We start from the raw sequence: 20,702 nt of genomic DNA on the forward strand, positions 1-20,702 counted from the left end.
TAGCAATTTTTTATACACTTAGATGTAGGTGGTGCTTAATTTTTTGTTGTAAATATATTTCTACCTTTCATTTTATTGTTACTTACATTTATCAGTTGAAACCATATGATTAATCAATGGATTATATGCGTTACCGGTTACATTATATGAACTCTGAAATTGGTTATAAATTTTAAAGTCTTTATTAATAGGACAAAAATCGACCAAATTAATATTGTTCGTAACATGAAATTTGTTTATTATTCTAATTAAACTTTCTAAACCTAATAGTGATGATAAAGAGTCATTATTCTCAATTTTTAAAGTTGTGGCACTTTTAAGAGAATTTAATCCAATTAAGTTTTTTAAATTATTATTATTTGTAATGAATAGGTTTCCAATTGCAGCAATATCTAGTTCCGTCAGATTTTCTAATGATTCATTGTTATTGATTATCAAATCTACACCTGAACTAGTAGAAATACCACCATACTCAGTGTGAATACCTTCTAAACCCTTTAAGTTTTCGAGGGTTTTGTTGTTTTCGATTTTAATAACTTTAGCTCGGGAAAGTCCATTTAACCCTGTTAAATCTACTAACGAATTATTTGAAATAATATTTACTCCACCTTGTATACGCTCAATGTTTTCTAATCCTTTTAAATTTACCAATTGAGGATTATCTTTTATTGTTAAAGATGAAGCATAATTAAAATTGACAAAATCGGTAAGGTTTGTAAGGTTTTTATTTTTTATAATCTCAAATGATTCTGTTAAATTAAGATTTTCTAAACCTTTTAAGTTTTTTAAAGATTCGTTACTACCAATAAAAATTCTATTTGCACTAGTGATATTTTCAATACCATTTAGGCTAACTAAGGTTTGGTTAACATTAACAAATAAGTGAGAAGTGTAAGTTAAATTTTCTAAACCCTCTAAGCTACTTATATATGGGCTTGATGTAATTTGTAATGTGCCATTAACTTTTGATATAGACTCTAAACCTATCAAACTTGTAATTACTTCTAACCCACTATTTGATGTGCAATTATCGTCTTTTATTGTTAAGTCCCCATCAATAATAGTATATTTTTCTTTAATAAAATTTTTTAAATATTGATTACAGTTGATTATTAAATTTCCAGAATATATCTTTTCCTTTAACTTATATGTGATTTTTAGACTATCTTTAGTAGGATTGAATAAGTTGTTTTCAATTTTGAAGGAGTTGTTTGGATTTTTGGAAACATAACCTTTATTAGATAAACTGTTTCCATCAATTAAGTTATCAATATTTAAGTTTTTTATAGCCTCAAAATCTCCTAAAGAGCGGTTGTTTGTAATGGATAAACTTTCACTAACAGTTAATAAGTTTTCTAAACCATGTAGGCTAATTAATTTAGGATTATTAACAATTTCCAATTTGCTTACTAAAGTTAATGAATTTAAAGCTGATAAATCAGATATATCAGAACCTGAAATTTTTAGGAAACCTATTTTCTTTATAGCTTCATTATTAAACGCATTAATATCCTCTTGGGTTGTAAACTCTATTTCATTTAATTCGATATCATTAGTTTCGTTTTCTTTACTACATGATAAAATGAATAATGCAAAAGAAACAATTAGTAAAATGATTTTTTTCACAGGAATTTTATTAATAATTAAATTTTTTAGATTATCTACATTTATTCAGGACGAGGCAGCATTGCCACGGAAGTGCGCCGTTCTAAATGGCTTATATCCGACGTTAAACGAAGTTCGTTATTTTTTTTAACAAAATCAAGAAAAGACTTATGTTAATGTTCAATACAAACATTTCATAATCCATAACTTTACCAAACAAATTTTCAAATAAAAAAGTGACCAAAATCCTCCTCCTCTCCGACACCCACAGCTATATCGATAACGATATCTTCAAATACGTCAAACAAGCCGACGAAGTATGGCATGCCGGGGATATTGGGGATGTAAAAGTTACAGATACCATCAAGGCCTTAAAGCCGTTGCGAGGGGTGTACGGCAATATTGACGACACCAAAACACGTACGGAATTCCCGGAGCATAACCGCTTTAAATGCGAAGATGTGGACGTTTGGATCACCCACATTGGGGGCTATCCCGGGGCTTATGATAGACGGGTGCGGGAGGCTATCAAATTAAACCCACCTCGGTTGTTTATCTGTGGGCATTCCCACATTCTAAAAGTAATGCCGGATAAAAAACTAAACCTATTACACATGAATCCCGGGGCGGTGGGGAAACACGGGTTTCATAAAAAACGGACGATGCTTCGGTTTACGATTGATGGGAAAGCTATTGATAATTTGGAGGTGATTGAGTTTAGCCGACGCTGATTCATCCCGTCATTACGAGGAGTGTACGACGAAGTAATCTCATCCAGCCTAAGACGTATCCGAAATAACATTAACAAGATTGCTTCACTGCGTTCTTGGCAATGACGAAAAATAAAACGTCATTACGAAGGAGGAACGACTGAAGTAATCTCCCGCTCTCAAAGACCAATCCTAGATTGCCACGTCGCACACTCCTCGCAATGACGTGAACCCATGCGTTAGGGATTGAACGGCATGTTGGAGCTCCCGACCTTAGGAGGAGCGACTAGTGAAAGCCCGACCCCTTGTGGGTAACGCCCAAATAAACAATAAGATTACAGCTAATTTATTGCATTGCGTTTAAAGGCATGAGTGTTTCCCTCCTTCGGAGGGATTAAGGGAGGCTTCAAAAAAAAAGCCCAAGATCTTCACCTTGGGCTTACGCACTAATACTACTAAGATGTTAGGTTTAACGCAATCTGTCCACAGATTTTACGAGATCTTCGTCCTTTTTAATGGCCTTGTTGGCCAAAGCCAACAACACGATAGAAACTATAGGAAGAAACATCCCAATACCTTTCTCAGAAACCTCGGTTTCTCCAGATAAATTTAGAGAGAGATACACGAAAAATCCTAGTAAAAAAAAGTTTAATATGATATTAAGTCGCCCCAAAACGAATTGAAGCTTCCTGTTTTTGAACAAAAAAATGGTGATTAAAGACAACGCTCCAGAGGCCAAAAATGCCAGGAAAAATGGCAATTTATCCTGCGCAAAAATAAGGGTTTCATCATTGGTCACCCATAGGTGGAACACAAAGATGAGCCCTAGTGCATTGGCCGCCGCAAGTAATAAATATACCGTTTGAATGCGTTGTAACATATTAATTTAATAATCCGGATGGCAAAAATAGTAGTTTCTTTATAAAATTGACAGTTTAAATTAAAATAAAGTTGTATTATTGCATCAATAATTCACAACAATCGCCAATACAGATTGTTAACTCTTCAGAATAAAAAATCTATTTTTTTTCAGAAAACTCAAATTTTATATTCAATATAATAGCATTCAACTAAACATTCATGTTTGAAATTTCACAATTAAAAGAAAAGAAACTTACTGATTTACAAGAGATTGCAAAAGAACTAAGCATCCCAAAGTACCGATCATTAAAGAAATTGGATTTAGTATATCAAATACTGGATACTCAAGCAGCCAACCCTAAGGTAGCAAAAGAGGCCGACCCAGCCCAACAGAACGGCAGTGGTGAACAACCGACTAGAAAACCTAGGCAACGCCTTCAAAAAGAAGCGAAACCTGAAACCAATAAGCAGGAGCATGCAGCTTCAAAAAACGGACAGGAAAAGCCTGCGGACAACAAGCCTACAAACGATAACCAAAACCGAGGGCAAAAAGACAACAAACAGCGCCACCAAAACCAAAGACGCGACAACAATCCACAACATAAAAATCAAAAAAATCAAGGCAACCACGGTAATAAGGACAATAGAAACCGTTACCGCGAGCCGGATTATGAGTTTGATGCCATCATTGAAAGTGAAGGTGTTTTGGACATCATGCAGGATGGTTATGGCTTTTTGCGCTCTTCGGATTACAACTATTTGTCCTCGCCTGATGATATTTATGTATCTCAGTCTCAAATTAGATTGTTTGGGCTTAAAAAGGGCGATACCGTTTTAGGACATGTGAGACCTCCTAAAGAGGGCGAAAAATATTTCCCTTTAATCAAGGTGAGTAAAATTAACGGCCAGGATCCTAATGTGGTTCGGGACCGTGTGGCTTTTGAGCATTTAACGCCTTTGTTTCCACAGGAAAAATTCAATATTGCCGAAAAGCAAAGTACCATTTCTACTAGGATTATGGATTTGTTTGCGCCGATTGGAAAAGGACAGCGCGGCATGATTGTTTCGCAACCAAAAACGGGTAAAACCATGTTACTGAAGGATGTGGCAAATGCCATTGCCGCAAATCATCCTGAGGTATATCAAATGATATTATTGATTGACGAGCGTCCTGAGGAGGTTACGGATATGCAACGTAACGTGCGTGGTGAGGTTGTAGCTTCTACTTTTGACAAGGAAGCCCACGAGCACGTAAAAATTGCTGATATCGTTTTGGAAAAAGCAAAACGACTTGTTGAATGTGGACACGATGTTGTGATCCTTTTGGATTCCATTACACGTTTGGCAAGAGCATACAATACAGTACAACCTGCATCGGGTAAAATATTAAGTGGTGGTGTGGATGCCAATGCATTACACAAACCAAAACGTTTCTTCGGTGCGGCCCGTAATATAGAAAATGGTGGTTCGTTGACCATTATTGCTACGGCACTAACGGAAACCGGTTCTAAAATGGACGAGGTGATTTTTGAAGAATTCAAAGGAACAGGTAATATGGAACTGCAGTTGGATAGAAAGATTTCCAACCGCAGAATTTTCCCTGCTATCGATTTGATGTCCTCAAGTACGCGTCGTGATGACAAATTACTGGATGACATCACTGTACAACGTATGTGGGTAATGCGCAAATATCTTGCGGACATGAACCCTGTTGAAGCCATGGAGTTTATCAATGATCGCTTTAAGCAAACTAGAAATAACGAAGAATTTTTGATATCCATGAATGGATAACTAAAAGCTGACTAACTCAAATTAATTGGAGCTCCAGCGTTTACGTTGGGGCTTTTTTTTGGTTGGCCTATTTGAGGCAGGCTACATGCAAACCAGTTCCAATTCTTAAGTAAAAGCAGTAATTAACATTCTAAAGCGCAGGACTACCCATTAATATCTACTATCAATTCTATATTTGATAGTATTTTGAAAAGATTCCGTTAATTCAGTAAAGGCCTGGTATTCGTTGACCGTTCCAAAAGGAACTAAAAACTAACAAGCACAAAAAAACCACTCAAATTGAGTGGTTCTTTCAAAATATTATATAACTATTGTTCCTACTAAAGCGCAGCAATATGTTTTGCCAAACCAGATTTTAAGTTAGCCGCTTTGTTAGCGTGGATCACATTTTTCTTCGCCAGTTTATCCAACATAGAAACTACCGATGGAAACATAGCCTCCGCTTCTTTCTTATCCGTTAATTCACGTAACTTTTTGATAGCACTACGCGTTGTTTTATGCTGATATCTGTTCAACACACGCTTAGATTCGTTACTTCTAATTCTCTTTAAAGCTGACTTATGATTTGCCATTTATTTTTTTCTTAATTAAAATATGTAGCCCGTAGGGGAATCGAACCCCTCTTACCAGGATGAAAACCTGGCGTCCTAGCCGATAGACGAACGGGCCATTTGGTTATTTTCATTCTTTAAATGAACATGCAATGTTTCATTGCGGATGCAAAAATACAACTATTTTTAAATGTTGCAACTGTGTGCGACAATTTTTTGAAAAAATTTACACTAGTAGGCCTTGGCGAACAAAACGCGCTTGCTTGATGGCTTACCTGAGTACACACAAACCCCTTCTTCCTGCTTGGCATCCAGCGGAATACATCGAATGGTCGCTTTTGTCAATTCCTTAATTTTATCTTCGGTTTCGGCTGTGCCATCCCAATGGGCAGATAAAAATCCACCTTTAGTTTCGAGCGCCTTCTTAAATTCATCAAAATTGTCAACCGGAGTTATATGCTCGTCCCTAAATTGCAACGCCCGATCAAATAGATTTCCCTGTATTTCTTCCAACAAATCTTCCATCACTACGGTAATCCTATCTAAAATCACAGATTGTTTGGACAATGTATCCCTTCTGGCCACCTCAACGGTTTTATCTTCCAAATCCTTGGGACCAATAGCTATCCTTAATGGTACGCCCTGTAATTCGTGCTGTGCAAACTTTGCGCCTGGTCTTAAGGTATCTCGTTTATCAAACTTCACCGAAATCCCTCTATCCCTTAAATCATTCATAATTTCCTTGGCAACTTCGGCAATGGCATCAAACTGCTCGTCATTTCTATAAATAGGCACGATAACTACCTGATAAGGTGCCAAGTTTGGAGGCAACACTAAACCGTTATCGTCACTGTGAGTCATTATTAAAGCGCCCATCAAACGGGTGGACACACCCCAAGATGTGGCCCATACATAATCCTGTTTCCCTTCTTTGTTAGCAAATTTCACATCGAAAGCTTTTGCGAAATTCTGTCCTAAAAAGTGGGAAGTCCCGGCCTGAAGCGCCTTTCCGTCCTGCATTAGCGCCTCAATACAATAGGTATCCTCCGCACCTGCAAAACGCTCGCTTTCAGATTTCACTCCCTGAATCACAGGAATGGCCATAAAATTCTCAACAAACTTGGCGTACACTCCATTCATCAATTTGGTTTCCTCAACAGCCTCTTCTTTGGTAGCATGCGCCGTATGGCCTTCCTGCCATAAAAATTCTGCAGTACGCAAAAACAGTCGGGTACGCATTTCCCAGCGCACTACATTCGCCCATTGATTAATAAGCAAAGGCAAATCCCTGTAGGATTGAATCCAGTTTCTGTAGGTGTTCCAAATTATAGCCTCACTTGTCGGACGTACTACCAACTCCTCTTCCAATTTCGCCTCAGGATCCACGCGAAGCTTCCCTTCTTTTTCAGGGTCGCTTTGCAATCGATAGTGAGTAACCACAGCACATTCTTTGGCAAATCCCTCAGCATTTTTTTCCTCGGCTTCAAACAAACTTTTGGGTACAAAAAGCGGGAAATAGGCGTTTTGGTGCCCTGTTTCCTTAAACATTTTATCCAGTTCTGCTTGCATTTTCTCCCAAATGGCGTAGCCATATGGTTTGATGACCATACAACCCCTTACTGCCGAATTCTCAGCTAAATCGGCCTTCACCACCAATTCGTTATACCATTTTGAATAATCCTCCGCCCTACTCGTCAATTTTTTGCTCATATCGCTTCTTTGGCACAAATATTGTGACTATGTTAAATAAAAAAATTGTAGCGCAAAACTAATTATTTTTTGCTATGTTCAACAATAAAAATTCTTGAGATATGAAAATTAACGACTACTTCAAAACCAAATTCCCATTCGTGGCAATCCTCGGATTGTTCTTCGTTTTGGTGTCCTGTGGGTCCTATCAATATGTTGGCGTAGACAATGATGGTATTTATGGCGAACCGCAAGTTCAGCCTGCAACTCAAACTACAACTCAAGAAAACGAAAAACCTGTTGTTCAAATAAACTCAAATGGCAGAAACGACAATGGCTACTACGATAACTACTTCAAAAATAAGGCCCAAGAATACGAAATAGCAACAGACAATGGTGCTATTTTCACGGATATTGACAATTACAGCACCGACGAAAACTTGGCTGTAAACGATACTATTTACAATGATTACCAAGGCTTTGCCGGCTGGGGAGACACTAATGACAGAGTGGTCATCAACTACATCGACAACGGTTGGAATAACTGGGGATGGGGTTGGGACCCATGGTTTAACGCTGGCTGGGGCTGGGGTTGGAACAACTGGGGATGGAATGCCGGTTGGGGCTGGAACCGCTGGAACCGTTGGGGCGGCTGGGGCTGGAACAACTGGGGCTGGAATGGTGGCTGGGGCTGGAACAACTGGGGTTGGAACGCCGGTTGGGGCTGGAATGGCGGCTGGGGCTGGAACGGTATTTACCGTGGCAATAGATTTAACAATGGTTATGCATACAATAATAGCAGAAGGGGCAGTAGCTCCTTATATGGAAGAGGTTCGAGTAACAATGTCCGAAGAAGCAGTAGTGCTGTGACAAGACGTTCAAGTATAAGCTCACCATCATCAAGGTATAGCTCCACACGACGAAGCAGTGTAACTTCCAATTCCGGAAGAACTGCAACCGCATACAGGCGTTCAAGTTCGCCAACAACAATTAATAGAAATTCTACGGTAAGACGCAGCAGTTCAAGACAGACTGCTTATCCCACAAATAGATCGTCGTCAACCGTATCAAGGTCTTCAACACCTATTAGAAGAAGCACGAGTTCATCTACGTATTCTAGAGGAAGTAGCAGTTCAAGCAATAATAATTCTAGTTATAGTCGACGCTCAAGCAGCAGTAACAATAGGTCGTACTCAAGGTCGTCTTCAGGTAGCTCGAGGTCTTATTCAAGGGGATCCTCTGGAGGAAGCTCGAGAAGTTCATCTGGCGGAAGAAGACGTTAATTCTAAAAATTACTAAGAAAAAACATTCGATATGAAAAAGCTCCATTTACTGTTCATAGGTGTGCTATCTATGTCTACGATTTACGCTCAGGAATTAAGTGATGCCTTGCGTTACTCTCAAGATAATATTCAAGGAACAGCGCGTTTTAGGGCACTCAGCGGTGCTTTTGGCGCACTGGGCGGAGATATGAGTGCGGTAAGCATCAACCCGGCCAGTTCGGCAGTGTTTAGCCAAAGCCATGCCTCCTTTTCCCTAGGAAACACCGAATTTGATAATGATACCAACTACTTTGGCACGATGGGCACTACCAACGATTCCCATTTCGACATTCTTCAAGGCGGGGCTTCGTTTGTATTTAGAAACACCAGTAATTCTCCTTGGAAGAAGTTTAGTATTGGGGTTGCCTATGACAGGACAAATTCTTTTGACGATAGTTGGGTTGCCGCTGGCACAAATACCAATAGTGCAGATTTCAATAATAGTATCGCCAGTTACTTTTTTGACTATGCCGTTGGAAAACCGTTCGGTGAAATAAGATCCTTTGATGACGAGACTTTAGATGAAGCCTATTTTGACATAGGTAATAGTTTCGGCTTTGCACATCAGCAGGCCTTTTTGGGCTATGAATCGTTTATTTTGGAACCTGCGGTAAATGATGATAGCAACACCGCCTATTTAATCAATATGACTGAAGGCAATTTTAGCCATAACTATAGTTATATTTCCCAAGGCTATACAGGTAAGATTGCAGTGAATCTTGCAGCTCAATACGGGGATAATTTGTATTTAGGAGCAAATTTCAATTCTCATTTTATAGACTTTGAACGCTCTACCTTATTGTTCGAAAACAACTCCAACAACCCTAATCCGGCTCCCTCCGATATCAATGTAGGCTTCGTGGAGTTTGAAAACAACTTGGCAACAACTGGTACCGGGTTTTCATTTCAGATAGGCGGCATTTTGAAATTGACTGATGAATTCCGAGTTGGTTTAACTTACGATTCCCCTATTTGGTATAGAATCGAAGAAGAAACAACCCAATTCCTTGGAACCGCTGGTGTGGACAGCGGACAGGACTTTACACAAAGCATCAACCCTCAAGTCGTAAATATTTATCCAGCTTACCGATTACAAACTCCAGCAAAAATTACGGCCAGTGGTGCGTATGTTTTTGGCAATATTGGATTGGTGAGCTTTGATTATTCCCGCAAAAACTATGGTAGTGCCAAGCTAAGGCCTGATGCCGATTTTCCAGATTTGAATGCAGATATTGACAATATACTGACCAATGCCAGCACTTATAGACTGGGAGGTGAATTTAAACACAAGCAATTCAGTTTTAGGGGCGGTTACCGCTTTGAAGAAAGTCCTTATGAAAATGGTACAACTATTGGCGATTTGACCGGATTTTCATTGGGTCTTGGCTACAACTTTGGCAATACCCGATTGGACCTTACTTACGACAGATGGGAAAGGGAGGACGAAATGCCATTGTATAGTGTTGGATTAATTGACACCACTACAATAGATAGACAGAACTCTAACATCACGTTAACCTTAGGTTTTAACATATAAAGATACTTTGTCACTATATAATTTTAAAAGCTTGAGTATTGAAATTCTCAGGCTTTTATTTTTTTGGTGTAATTTGGGAAAAACAATAGAGACTAACCCCATATTAATTATTTGCTTAGGCCAGGCGCAGGAAAATTGAAATGCTTATCTTTGCAAATTAAATTTTGAGTTGATCATTATGAAGTTCAATAACAATTTAGAGGATTTTGATGCATTCGGAGATGAACACATTGGTTCTTCCGAAAACACCCCATTGCGCAACGATGCATTCAAATTGACCAATGATGAAAAGATCGATATCATCAAAGATGATGTGCGCCATATTATGGAAACTCTTGGTTTGGATTTAACTGATGACAGTTTAAAAGGCACGCCTAATCGTGTTGCAAAAATGTTTGTAAACGAAATCTTTGGTGGATTAGATCCCAAAAAACGACCAAGCGCCTCAACTTTTGAAAACAAATATAAATACGGTGAAATGCTAGTAGAAAAGAATATCACTGTGTATTCTACCTGCGAGCATCATTTATTGCCAATTGTTGGTAGAGCACATGTGGCCTATATTTCTAATGGCACTGTGGTTGGACTGTCTAAAATGAACCGTATTGTGGACTATTATGCAAAGCGTCCGCAGGTTCAAGAACGCTTAACCATTCAAATTGTAAAAGAACTACAAGAAGTGCTAGGAACAAAAGATGTGGCCTGTGTAATTGATGCAAAACACCTTTGCGTAAATTCAAGAGGTATTCGCGACATAGAGAGTAGCACGGTAACCTCGGAATTTGGCGGAAAATTTAAAGATATGGCAACGCGCCGTGAGTTTTTGGATTATATTAAGTTAGATACTCAATTTTAAAAACATCCGGTCCCAAACGAATAACTCATCAATAAACCAAATGCAGTTATACCAATCTAACCCCATCAAGATATATAATTCTCTTACTGGAAAAAAAGAAGTATTCAAACCCATAAACGAAGGTCATGTTGGCATGTATGTTTGTGGACCTACGGTTTACAGCTATGTGCATTTAGGGAATGTGCGCACGTTTATGTCCTTTGATATAGTATTTCGATACTTAAAACATTTGGATTATAAAGTACGTTACGTAAGAAATATTACGGACGCGGGACACTTAGAAAATGATGAGGATTCCGGTGAAGATAAAGTGGCCAAAAAAGCACGTTTGGAACAAATTGAGCCCATGGAAGTCGTTCAAAAGTATACGGTAGATTTTCATGATGTATTAAATACATTCAATTTCCTCCCTCCTAGTATTGAACCTACCGCAACCGGGCATATTATTGAGCAAATTGAATTGATAAGTAAAATCATAGAAAATGGTTTCGCTTACGAAATTAACGGCTCTGTGTATTTTGACGTGCACAAGTTTAATGAAACCAGCCAATACGGTAAGCTAAGCAAAAGGGTACTTGAAGATCTGATTCACAACACGCGAACTTTAGACGGCCAAAGCGATAAAAGAAATCCTCAGGATTTTGCACTTTGGAAAAAAGCTGAGCCCCAACATATTATGCGCTGGCCATCTCCATGGGGTGATGGTTTCCCGGGTTGGCATTTAGAATGCACGGCCATGAGTACCAAATATTTGGGCGACAAGTTTGACATACATGGTGGCGGTATGGATTTAAAGTTTCCGCATCATGAATGTGAGATCGCACAAAACGAAGCCGCCAAAGGATGTTCGCCGGTGAACTATTGGATGCATGCCAACATGTTGGAATTGAATGGCGCCAGAATGTCAAAATCTACTGGAAATACTGTTAACCCGCATGAATTATTGTCTGGAGAAAACAACTTTTTCAGTAAAGCTTTTGCACCGGGAGTAATACGGTTTTTCGTAGCCCAAGCCCATTACCGTAGCGTTCTGGATTTGACTGATGATGGCCTGCTAGCCAGTGAAAAAGGGTTTATGAAATTGATGGATGCTATCAATCTTTTGGATAATTTAAGGCCTACATCAACATCATCCATTGATGTCGAGGTTTGGAAACAATCCTGCTACAATGCCATGAACGATGATTTCAACACCCCTATTCTTATTGCCAATTTGTTTGAGGGCGTTAAGTTTATCAACCAAATTAAAGATGGGAATGCTACCATTTCAGCGGAGGATTTAGCCACTCTTTCTGAAACCATAAAAACCTTTGCCTTTGACATCCTTGGCTTGGAAAACCATACTAATGGTGACAGCGGTACGGATAAACTGTCCGGAGCTGTTGAGGTTTTGATAAAACTGAGGCAAGAAGCCCGAGCCAATAAAGACTTTGCCCTATCGGATAAAATCCGTGATGAGCTTGCCGCTGTTGGCATCGTTTTAAAAGACGGCAAAGACGGGACGACCTTCAGCTTAAATTAAACATTTCTGTAATTCCGCACTTAATGCGGAATCCATATAATCCTAAAATAGCTTCCTGCCTTCGTAGGAATGACGATCAAAGTGTTCAAAAAAGTAATAATAGCACCCTTCCTGTTCCTTATCAAAGTCTATCAAACGTTGATATCCCCGATTACACCCTCTACTTGCAGATATCAACCTACTTGCTCCAATTACTCTAAGCAAGCCCTTGAAAAGCATGGTTTGTTTAAGGGAGCCTGGCTATCAATAAAACGTATTTTTAGTTGCCACCCTTGGGGTGGTTCAGGTTACGATCCGGTTCCTTAGCGGAAGACTTGTGCAATTTGATCATGCAAGAAAAGTGTTAAATTTATTTAGTAGAAGACATACTTAATAAATACTTAAAACCTCTAAGTCCTTCAACTCTTACTAACAATTTATTATGCCTTTAGTTTAATTTAAAAAGAACAATTACTTGTATTCCTTTCAAAACTTTAAAATTAAAATCATTTTTTTTGTGAAATTGGCAATAGTGAAATCGCGGGCAAATTAAATTGAGCAGACTACAATTATTTACATATCTTTGAAGCCAATAAACACAATGAAAAACAACAATAACAATAATAATTTCAATAATCCTACACGCTAGGAGAGGAAGGTTATTGTTTAAAAATATTGAAAAGCCTTCCAATAGCGGAAGGCTTTTTTTAATCTAAATAGTTGAACCATGGGTAAAATTATGACGGTGGACGTACTGTCCAGTATTAAAGGTGCAAAGCCATCGGAAACGGTGAATAAATTATTTGAGGTGATTAAAAATGCTGATACTTCAAATAATAATGGCCTTAATCATCATCATAATGCGGTGTCTCTGGACGATTTAAGAGAGGACGTGGTGATTCCTAGCACGGAGAAAGAGCGGGACATTATTATCGAGAACTTTCCAAAGGAAAAGAACGGCTATTTAGTAGTTTCAAAAGTAATTGACGCTTAGGTATGGATTCGCAGATACGACATATTCATCAGCAATTGGTGAACAGGGACATCACCTGCACTGCTTTGGTTCAGGAAAAACTGGAAGCTTTAAGGCCCAACTCCCATAACACGGTGAATTCCTTATTGGACGACATGGCTTTGGATTTAGCCAAAAAAGTGGATGCCAAAATTGCCAATGGCGAAACCATTGGTTTGTTGGAAGGTATTCCCTTTGGCATTAAGGACGTTTACATGGTGCAAGGCACTTTGACTACAGCCAGTTCGGATTTATTGAAAAATTATAAATCGGCATATACTGCAACTGCTATTCAAAAATTATTGGATGCCGGGGCAATTCCAATAGTAAAGGAAAATTGCGATAGCTTCGGCCATGGGTCTTCCAGTGAAAACACCATTTTTGGGGCGGTGAAAAATGCCAAAAACCCCGAGTTGGTGGGTGGCGGTTCCAGTGGTGGTTCTGCCGTAAATGTGGCCAAGGATTTTACGGTGTTTTCCATTGGGGGCGACACCGGAGGCTCCGTACGTCAACCGGCTGGATATAATGGGGTTTACGGTTTGAAACCCACTTATGGGCGCATTTCACGTTACGGCTTGATGGCCTATGCCTCATCCACGGATTGTGTGGGACCGATTGCTAAAACCATTGAGGATATTCGTATTGTGTTGAATGTGATGAGCGGTCGTGATGTTAAGGACCAAACAACTTTTGAATCAGAAGACATTTCAGAAGATAGTATTTCAAATTCAGATGACGTAAAAACCGTTGGCTATTTCAAAAACTTTATTGAAAGTGAAGCTATTGACGCCAAAATTAAAGCTGATTTTTTAGCTGTCATCGAAAAAATAAAAGCAAAAGGTATCGAAGTAAAAGCCTTGGACTTTTTTGAATCGAATACTTTGGTATCGACTTATTATACTTTAGCTATGGCCGAAACCGCATCCAACCTTTCCCGTTTGGACGGCACCAATTATGGCAATCGGATTGAGGCCGATAACCTAAAAGAAACTTATTCGGTAACCCGTTCCGAGAATTTTTCGGAAGAAACCAAACGGCGAATTGTTGGAGGCAACCAAGTATTGTCTCAAGGGTTTTCAGATGAGATTTATTTGAAGGGACTGGCATTGAGAGATGCCATTTCGGAAAATTTTGAAAAAGATTTTGAGGAAGTGGATGTGATATTATCGCCGGTAACTCCAAGTACCCCACCGAAAATTGGGGATAGTTTAAAAAACCCATTGGCGATGTACCTTTCTGATGCTTATACCGTTGGATTTAGCCTAGGGCAACTACCGACATTAACCGTACCTCAGGGCACAGAAACCGGACTACAAATCACCGCTTCAAAAAGAAACGACGCACTTGTTTTGAAGTTTGCTAACTTCTTAAAAGATACGATATAATGGAACTGGAACAATTAAATGAGCTGTTAAAAAAGCACGAACTGGAACTGGTTATCGGACTGGAAACCCACGTGCGCCTGAATACGAAAACCAAGTTGTTTTGTTCCTGCCCAAATGAGGAAACGGAGACACCAAATCTACATATCTGTCCAGTTTGTACCGGACAAATGGGTGTGCTTCCGGCCATAAACAAGGAGGCTGTTACCAAAGCGATTTATTTTGGAAAAGCCGTAAAATCTACTTTTGAAAACGAGGTAATTTCTTGGGACCGAAAGCATTACGAGTATCCGGATAACCCAAAGAATATTCAGATCACACAGTTCCATCATCCGATAATCCCTGATGGGCAGGTATCATGTTTTAGAAATGACGGGTCGCAATTTACGGTGAATTTAACCCAGGTGCATATTGAGGAAGATGCAGCTAAATTGATGCACGAGAAAAATATCTCTTTGGTGGATTTCAATAAGGCAGGTGTGCCTTTAATTGAAATTGTTACCGAACCGTGTATTCGTCATATTGAAGATGCTTCGATTTATGCGCAGTACATTCAGCGTATTGTTCAAAATTTAGGGATTTCAGAAGCAAATCTTGAAAAGGGCGAGTTTAAATCCGATGTGTCGGTGTCACTACGAAGAAAGCGGGATTACAACTTAAATCCGCGTACGGAAATCAAAAACCTCAACTCCTTCCGATTTATGGTGGATGCCTTAAAAGAAGAGGTTGAAAAACAGCTCAACTATTTCTTGGAGCACAAGGAGTTTCGACCTGATCAAACCACGGTGCTATTTGATGCGGATTTGAAGCAGACCAAAACCATGCGGAAAAAGGAATTTGAGGCGGATTACCGTTTTATTTCCGAACCCGATTTGCCTTTTGTGAATATCAAAAACGCCATTGAACGTATCGATGTGGACACTTCTGCCCTGCCTTTTGCGGTAGAACGTATTCTAATCGGCGGTGGCGTTTTGCCTCAAGATGCCAAATTCTTTACCGCAGATTCCCTGCGTTCTGAGACGTTTATAACCATTAATAAAGTCATCAACGACCCATCTTTTGTGGCGAAAACCTTGGTGAACAATATTGGTGCGGAAGACTATGGGGATATCCATCGCATTGAACATTTGATTGAAATCTTTCAACTGTTTAAGGAAGAAAAAGTCACTTCGGTTTTGGTACAAAACGCGATTACGGCCTATCTGAAAGACCGCACTTTCGATTACAATAAATATTTTGAGGACAATACCATTTCGGATACACAGATCGATGATGCCATAAAAAAAGTAATTACTGAAAATGAAGCGATTGCCAATGATATAAAGGCCGGAAATCAAGGCAAAGCTGGAATTTTAGTCGGCAAAGTGATTGGTATTATTGGAAAGGGGGCATCAGGAAAAGTGATTCGTCAGCGAATTTTGGATGAATTATCCGGTGAAGGAGCTAAAAGCAATCTCACCGAGACATCTAGCGCCCAAGCATCGCGCGCCAAAAGCCAAGAGCAAAAAGCCTACGACGACGATGTGATGCCTGAAATCCCAATGGTTATCAAGGAACGCTACCGCACACACAAAGCTTCAGATTTAAGCGAGGCCTCGATTTCGAAAAAAGCGACCCTAGCCGGTTGGGTATCCAGCGTTCGCGACCACGGAGAGTTGATGTTTATTGACTTGCGCGATTCTAGTCATGAAATTTTCCAAGTGCGATTAAGCAGGGAATCTTTCCCCAACCTAGACGAATTGGTGAAACTAAAACCAGAATCGGTCATTATGGTTACCGGTGAAGTGGTAAGGCGTAACCCCGATGACTATAACCCTTCGCTAAGAACGGGTACCATCGAAATGGAAACTTCGGCATTAGAGATTTTAAACTTGGCCAAAACCTTGCCTTTTGAAATTAAAAGGGCTCATAAATCCAATGAAACGGTTCGTTTTCAATATAAATATTTAGACCACAGGAATGATGATGTGCGCCGTGCCATCGTGCATCGCCATAAGGTGATTAAACTGATGCGCGATATGCTGGACGAGCAGGAATTCCTGGAAATTGAAACCCCAATTTTAACTGCGGGAACTGACGAAGGGGCACGAGAGTTTATCGTGCCAACACGAAAAAAAGCCGGGTCGTTTTATACGTTACCACAGGCACCTCAGCAGTTCAAGCAGATTTTAATGGTGAGTGGTTATGAAAAGTATTTCCAGATTGCACGCTGTTTTAGGGACGAGGACTCCCGTGGCGACCGACAGCCGGAATTTACCCAATTGGATATTGAAATGGCCTATGCCAGCATGCAACAAATCATTGATTTGAACACCAAACTCTTTAATGAGATTGTCAACACCATCTATGGCAAAAAATGGATTTTACGTCCGTTTGAAGTACTCACCTATAAAGAGGCGATGGACTTCTACGGTTGCGATAGGCCTGATTTACGTTTTGGCCTGAAATTAAAAGATATCACTGACATTGTAAAGGACACCACTTTCCAAGTGTTTAGTAAACCTATTGATGAGGGCGGTATCGTAAAATGCATCAAAGTATCTGCAAAGGAACAAGGCAACAAACGTCTATCTAAAGGGCAAATTGAGAAATTAACCGCCCTTGCCCAGGACCATGGCCTGGGAGGATTGGCATATATCATAGTGAATGAAAACGATTTACAATCGCCTATCATTAAATTTTTAGGCGAAACCATTGCCGAAAATATCATTAAGGCCACTAAGGCCGAAGTGGGCGACATTGTATTCTTTTCCGCATCGGATTATGCCACGGCCAATAAGGCTTTGGATGCAGTACGACAAGAATTGGGGCGTATGTTGAAACTCATTAACCCCAAAGAGTTACGACCTGCTTGGGTGGTGGATTTCCCAATGTTTGAAAAAACCGAGGAAGGCAACTGGACTTTTACCCATAACCCCTTTTCGATGCCAGCGGTTCAGGATATTGAAAAGCACATGAACGGCAAAGAAGATGAGATTGGAAGCATCATTGCACAACAATACGATTTAATCTTGAACGGTTACGAAATTGGCGGTGGTTCGGTGCGTGCTCACAAACCTGAAATTTTAGAAGCCACTTACAAAAACATGGGCTACGATAAAGCCGAAATGCTAAAAAGTGTTGGCACCATGTACCAGGCCTTTCATTATGGCGCGCCACCACATGGGGGTATTGCTTGGGGTGTGGACCGCTTGATGATGATTTTAGAGAAAAAAGCCTCGATACGCGAAGTGATGGCCTTCCCAAAAACTGGTACCAGTGAAGACTTATTGTTTGGCTCCCCTTCCCCACTTTCTGATAAAAAGGTAGAGGAGATGAATGTGAAAGTGATTAAGAAATAGATTAACTTCTAAAACAAAAATTGAAAAGCTCCGGAGGAATCTGGGGCTTTTCGTTTTACGGTCTATATATCGTAACTTGTAGGCATTGTATTTTGATTAATTCTTAATGCACCATAAATTTTCATCAAAGTGACAGAAAACATCATACGGGTTTCGGCAAATGAAATGCAGGATACATTATGTAAACTACTTCTGAAATACGGGTTTACCGAAGAGAATGCAAGATTAATTGCCGAAACGCACACTGAAAGCACCTTGATTGGTGTGAATTCCCACGGAATAAATCGCGTACCACTTTTCATTGAATACATAGAAAAAGGGATCATTAACGTAAATGCCCAAGCCAAAAAAGCAGAAGCTTTTGGCAGTATAGAACGATGGGACGGCAACTTTGGATCTGGAGTGGTCAATGCTATAACCTGCACAAATAGAGCTACGGAGCTTGCCAAGAAATACGGTATAGGCTTGGTAGCTTTGCGCAACACCAATCACTGGATGAGGGGAGGAAGTTATGGCAACCAGGCAGCGGATGCTGGTTGCATTTCCATACTTTTTACAAACACCCAACCTAACATGCCTCCTTGGGGAGGAAAAGATAGCCGTATAGGTAACAACCCTTTTATTGTTTCTATTCCTCATAAAAATGGGAATATCGTTTTGGATATGGCCATATCCCAGTTTTCATTTGGAAAGATAAATGACTATAAGCTAAAGGGAGAAAAGCTACCCTTTTATGGCGGTTGGGACGAAAACGACACACTGTCTAAAGATCCCGAAAAAATCTCAAAAAAAGAACGTGGATTACCAATAGGCTTCTGGAAAGGTTCAGCGCTTTCTATAGTTTTAGATATGCTGGCTACGTTATTATCAGCAGGAAATTCTACCTATAGAATTAGCTTAAACGAAATAGAAACTGGGATTTCTCAAGTATATCTATGTATTTATCCCGAAGTTTTTAATGATACGACTTTACAAGAAAAATTAATAAATGAAATTATTGATTATACTCATAATGTGGAACCCATACATCCTGATGATAAAACATATTATCCAGGAGAACGAAGTTTGCTCAGAAAATCTGAAAACTTAAAAAATGGTATTCCCGTCAACCAAAATATTTGGGATAAAATAACGATGCTATTGCAATAAATAGGCAACTAAGGAATATTTAATTATAACGTTTTTATGTCTTAGAGCAATCTTTTTTTGAAGCAGTTTTTTAGGGTTTTAATTTAAAATTTATAACGATGAGGAGTACATTTATTATTACATTTTTAATATTCAGTAACGCCTCTTATACCCAAACCAGATTCACCTTCACCAAAAATGGTTTGACACCTGAACATGTTGTTGTTCAAGTGGACAGTCTTTCAGAAACAGAATTATATAGCAAAACCCTCAACTGGATCAAAGCCACCTATAAAAACCCTGATAAGGTTATCAATAGCAAAATTGAAAATCACCATATTCAAATGACCAGTTTAAAAGAGAACGCTATTAAAGTTGACAAACGCCATTTGCACTTGAGGTTCACCATCAAAATTAGTTTTAAAACGGGGCAATACAAGTTTGAACCACTATCAATTCAGACCAAAGTCAACAGCAAATATGATATGGGATGGAAGCCTTTCGACCTCAAAAATGGAGCAGAATTTTTCAAAAATGGGAAAGTCATTTATAAAACAAAATCTTATGTAGAGGTTATTCCTGAAGTTTTGAATGAACTCAATAGCAGTTTTTATAATTATTTAATTTCTGAATAATGAGATACCTAAGAACATCATCCTTAGTTTTAATCTGTTTTATCTTATTTAGTTGTCCTGCCGCTCACTATTATGACTATGATTTCATTGACCCTCATGCACCAAAAGAAAAATTTGGGTTTACGCGCATAAAACTAGATCAACGAAATGATTTATTAATAAATGTTGGCTATTTCTATGAATATTCAGGAAATAGAGAAAATGGCTTGGGAGCTGTTATAAAAACGGAAAATAGTATTAATCCAAATACTCTTGTTAACAAAGTGAGGTCTCATAAATTTGGCCCTTTAAAAAAAGTGGATTCTTTATTTACCGATGACGACGAAAACATTATTCTTTACAGATTGATTTTTGAAAAACGAAAAGAAAGAAAATCGTTAAGGCTCATTAAAAATGACACTATTTTCATAGAACTTAAAAATGGTAAAAAACTATTATTTCTAAGAAATCAATAGTATTTAATCCTTATTCTCCAAATCCTCAGTCATATAATACAAGCGCTTTAAACTTCGCTTTAAGGTGGTAAATCTAAAAACACCAATGATAAAGAACAGGGCACTAAACACGAGAGACGCAAGGGCTAAATATTTGAAATTCGGGAATTCCTTTAACTGAAAGAAAGCAATACTGCCTATCAATAAATACAAGGAAGATCTTATATACGACAACAATGTTCTTTCGTTTGCCAAACGGGTGCGTTCTATAGCTAGGTAGTCCCTTAGGATGACACGTTCGTCCGGCTTAAAATCCCGTCCAAAACGCAATAGCTTCATTTTCCTGA

At 39.1% G+C, this 20,702-nt stretch carries 18 protein-coding genes and 1 tRNA gene; 13 read left to right on the forward strand and 6 right to left on the reverse strand.

The genetic code is table 11. The features are described from left to right. Positions 1-78: 78 nt before the first annotated feature. Positions 79-1,626, reverse strand: a complete 1,548-nt coding sequence (locus H7U19_RS12700; protein ID WP_186562949.1) for a hypothetical protein — start codon at positions 1,624-1,626, stop codon at positions 79-81. A gap of 215 nt (positions 1,627-1,841) precedes the next feature. Between H7U19_RS12700 and H7U19_RS12705 the strand changes: the two genes are divergently transcribed. Continuing rightward, a complete protein-coding gene (locus H7U19_RS12705) occupies positions 1,842-2,336 on the forward strand; it encodes a YfcE family phosphodiesterase (protein ID WP_186562951.1) in 495 nt (164 codons plus the stop codon). Positions 2,337-2,784: 448 nt separating this feature from the next. On the opposite strand, the gene H7U19_RS12710 is transcribed toward H7U19_RS12705, so the two are convergent. Beyond that, a complete protein-coding gene (locus H7U19_RS12710; RefSeq protein WP_186562953.1) occupies positions 2,785-3,195 on the reverse strand; it encodes a DUF4293 domain-containing protein in 411 nt (136 codons plus the stop codon). A gap of 200 nt (positions 3,196-3,395) precedes the next feature. Between H7U19_RS12710 and rho the strand changes: the two genes are divergently transcribed. After that, positions 3,396-4,967 (forward strand): transcription termination factor Rho, encoded by a 1,572-nt coding sequence (gene rho / locus H7U19_RS12715; protein ID WP_186562955.1) that lies wholly within the window; start codon positions 3,396-3,398, stop codon positions 4,965-4,967. Between the two features lie 320 nt (positions 4,968-5,287). Here rho and rpsT read toward each other — a convergent pair whose 3' ends face one another. From rpsT to proS, 3 genes are all read right to left on the reverse strand, one after another. Next, positions 5,288-5,539, reverse strand: a complete 252-nt coding sequence (gene rpsT / locus H7U19_RS12720) for a 30S ribosomal protein S20 (RefSeq protein ID WP_186562957.1) — start codon at positions 5,537-5,539, stop codon at positions 5,288-5,290. Positions 5,540-5,564: 25 nt separating this feature from the next. Next, positions 5,565-5,636: transfer RNA gene (locus H7U19_RS12725), tRNA-Glu, on the reverse strand. A 113-nt stretch (positions 5,637-5,749) separates the two neighbouring features. Beyond that, positions 5,750-7,228 carry a proline--tRNA ligase gene (gene proS / locus H7U19_RS12730; RefSeq protein ID WP_186562959.1) on the reverse strand — a complete coding sequence of 493 codons (1,479 nt, stop codon included), beginning with the start codon at positions 7,226-7,228 and terminating at the stop codon, positions 5,750-5,752. 101 nt (positions 7,229-7,329) lie between these two features. Here proS and H7U19_RS12735 point away from each other — a divergent pair, with 101 nt between their 5' ends. From H7U19_RS12735 to H7U19_RS12785, 11 genes are all read left to right on the forward strand, one after another. Beyond that, positions 7,330-8,490: a hypothetical protein gene (locus H7U19_RS12735; RefSeq protein WP_186562961.1), complete on the forward strand. Its 1,161-nt coding sequence runs from the start codon at positions 7,330-7,332 to the stop codon at positions 8,488-8,490. Positions 8,491-8,521: 31 nt separating this feature from the next. Continuing rightward, positions 8,522-10,066 (forward strand): OmpP1/FadL family transporter, encoded by a 1,545-nt coding sequence (locus H7U19_RS12740; RefSeq protein ID WP_186562963.1) that lies wholly within the window; start codon positions 8,522-8,524, stop codon positions 10,064-10,066. A 178-nt stretch (positions 10,067-10,244) separates the two neighbouring features. Continuing rightward, positions 10,245-10,922, forward strand: coding sequence for a GTP cyclohydrolase I FolE (gene folE, locus H7U19_RS12745; RefSeq protein ID WP_186562965.1), 678 nt, complete (start codon positions 10,245-10,247; stop codon positions 10,920-10,922). Between the two features lie 40 nt (positions 10,923-10,962). Further along, the gene (cysS, locus tag H7U19_RS12750; protein ID WP_186562967.1) at positions 10,963-12,444 is read left to right on the forward strand and encodes a cysteine--tRNA ligase; all 1,482 of its coding nucleotides are present in this window, start codon (positions 10,963-10,965) and stop codon (positions 12,442-12,444) included. Between the two features lie 81 nt (positions 12,445-12,525). After that, positions 12,526-12,750, forward strand: a complete 225-nt coding sequence (gene yidD, locus H7U19_RS12755) for a membrane protein insertion efficiency factor YidD (RefSeq protein WP_425489559.1) — start codon at positions 12,526-12,528, stop codon at positions 12,748-12,750. A 400-nt stretch (positions 12,751-13,150) separates the two neighbouring features. After that, positions 13,151-13,417 (forward strand): Asp-tRNA(Asn)/Glu-tRNA(Gln) amidotransferase subunit GatC, encoded by a 267-nt coding sequence (locus H7U19_RS12760; protein ID WP_186562971.1) that lies wholly within the window; start codon positions 13,151-13,153, stop codon positions 13,415-13,417. A 2-nt stretch (positions 13,418-13,419) separates the two neighbouring features. Next, positions 13,420-14,820 (forward strand): amidase family protein, encoded by a 1,401-nt coding sequence (locus H7U19_RS12765; protein WP_186562973.1) that lies wholly within the window; start codon positions 13,420-13,422, stop codon positions 14,818-14,820. Then, positions 14,820-18,158, forward strand: coding sequence for a bifunctional amidotransferase subunit GatB/aspartate--tRNA ligase AspS (gene gatB/aspS, locus H7U19_RS12770; protein WP_186562975.1), 3,339 nt, complete (start codon positions 14,820-14,822; stop codon positions 18,156-18,158). Before H7U19_RS12765 ends, gatB/aspS begins: the two co-directional genes overlap by 1 nt. A gap of 129 nt (positions 18,159-18,287) precedes the next feature. Beyond that, a complete protein-coding gene (gene yiaK, locus H7U19_RS12775; RefSeq protein WP_222597434.1) occupies positions 18,288-19,307 on the forward strand; it encodes a 3-dehydro-L-gulonate 2-dehydrogenase in 1,020 nt (339 codons plus the stop codon). Positions 19,308-19,405: 98 nt separating this feature from the next. Then, positions 19,406-19,921 carry a DUF4468 domain-containing protein gene (locus tag H7U19_RS12780; RefSeq protein ID WP_186562977.1) on the forward strand — a complete coding sequence of 172 codons (516 nt, stop codon included), beginning with the start codon at positions 19,406-19,408 and terminating at the stop codon, positions 19,919-19,921. Continuing rightward, on the forward strand, positions 19,921-20,376 hold the full coding sequence (locus tag H7U19_RS12785; protein ID WP_186562979.1) for a hypothetical protein: 456 nt from the start codon (positions 19,921-19,923) through the stop codon (positions 20,374-20,376). Before H7U19_RS12780 ends, H7U19_RS12785 begins: the two co-directional genes overlap by 1 nt. A 3-nt stretch (positions 20,377-20,379) precedes the next feature. On the opposite strand, the gene H7U19_RS12790 is transcribed toward H7U19_RS12785, so the two are convergent. Next, positions 20,380-20,694, reverse strand: coding sequence for a DUF202 domain-containing protein (locus H7U19_RS12790; RefSeq protein WP_186562981.1), 315 nt, complete (start codon positions 20,692-20,694; stop codon positions 20,380-20,382). Between the last annotated feature and the right edge of the window lie 8 nt (positions 20,695-20,702).

This window comes from Hyunsoonleella aquatilis (assembly GCF_014270105.1).
GTDB classification, from domain to species: domain Bacteria; phylum Bacteroidota; class Bacteroidia; order Flavobacteriales; family Flavobacteriaceae; genus Jejuia; species Jejuia aquatilis.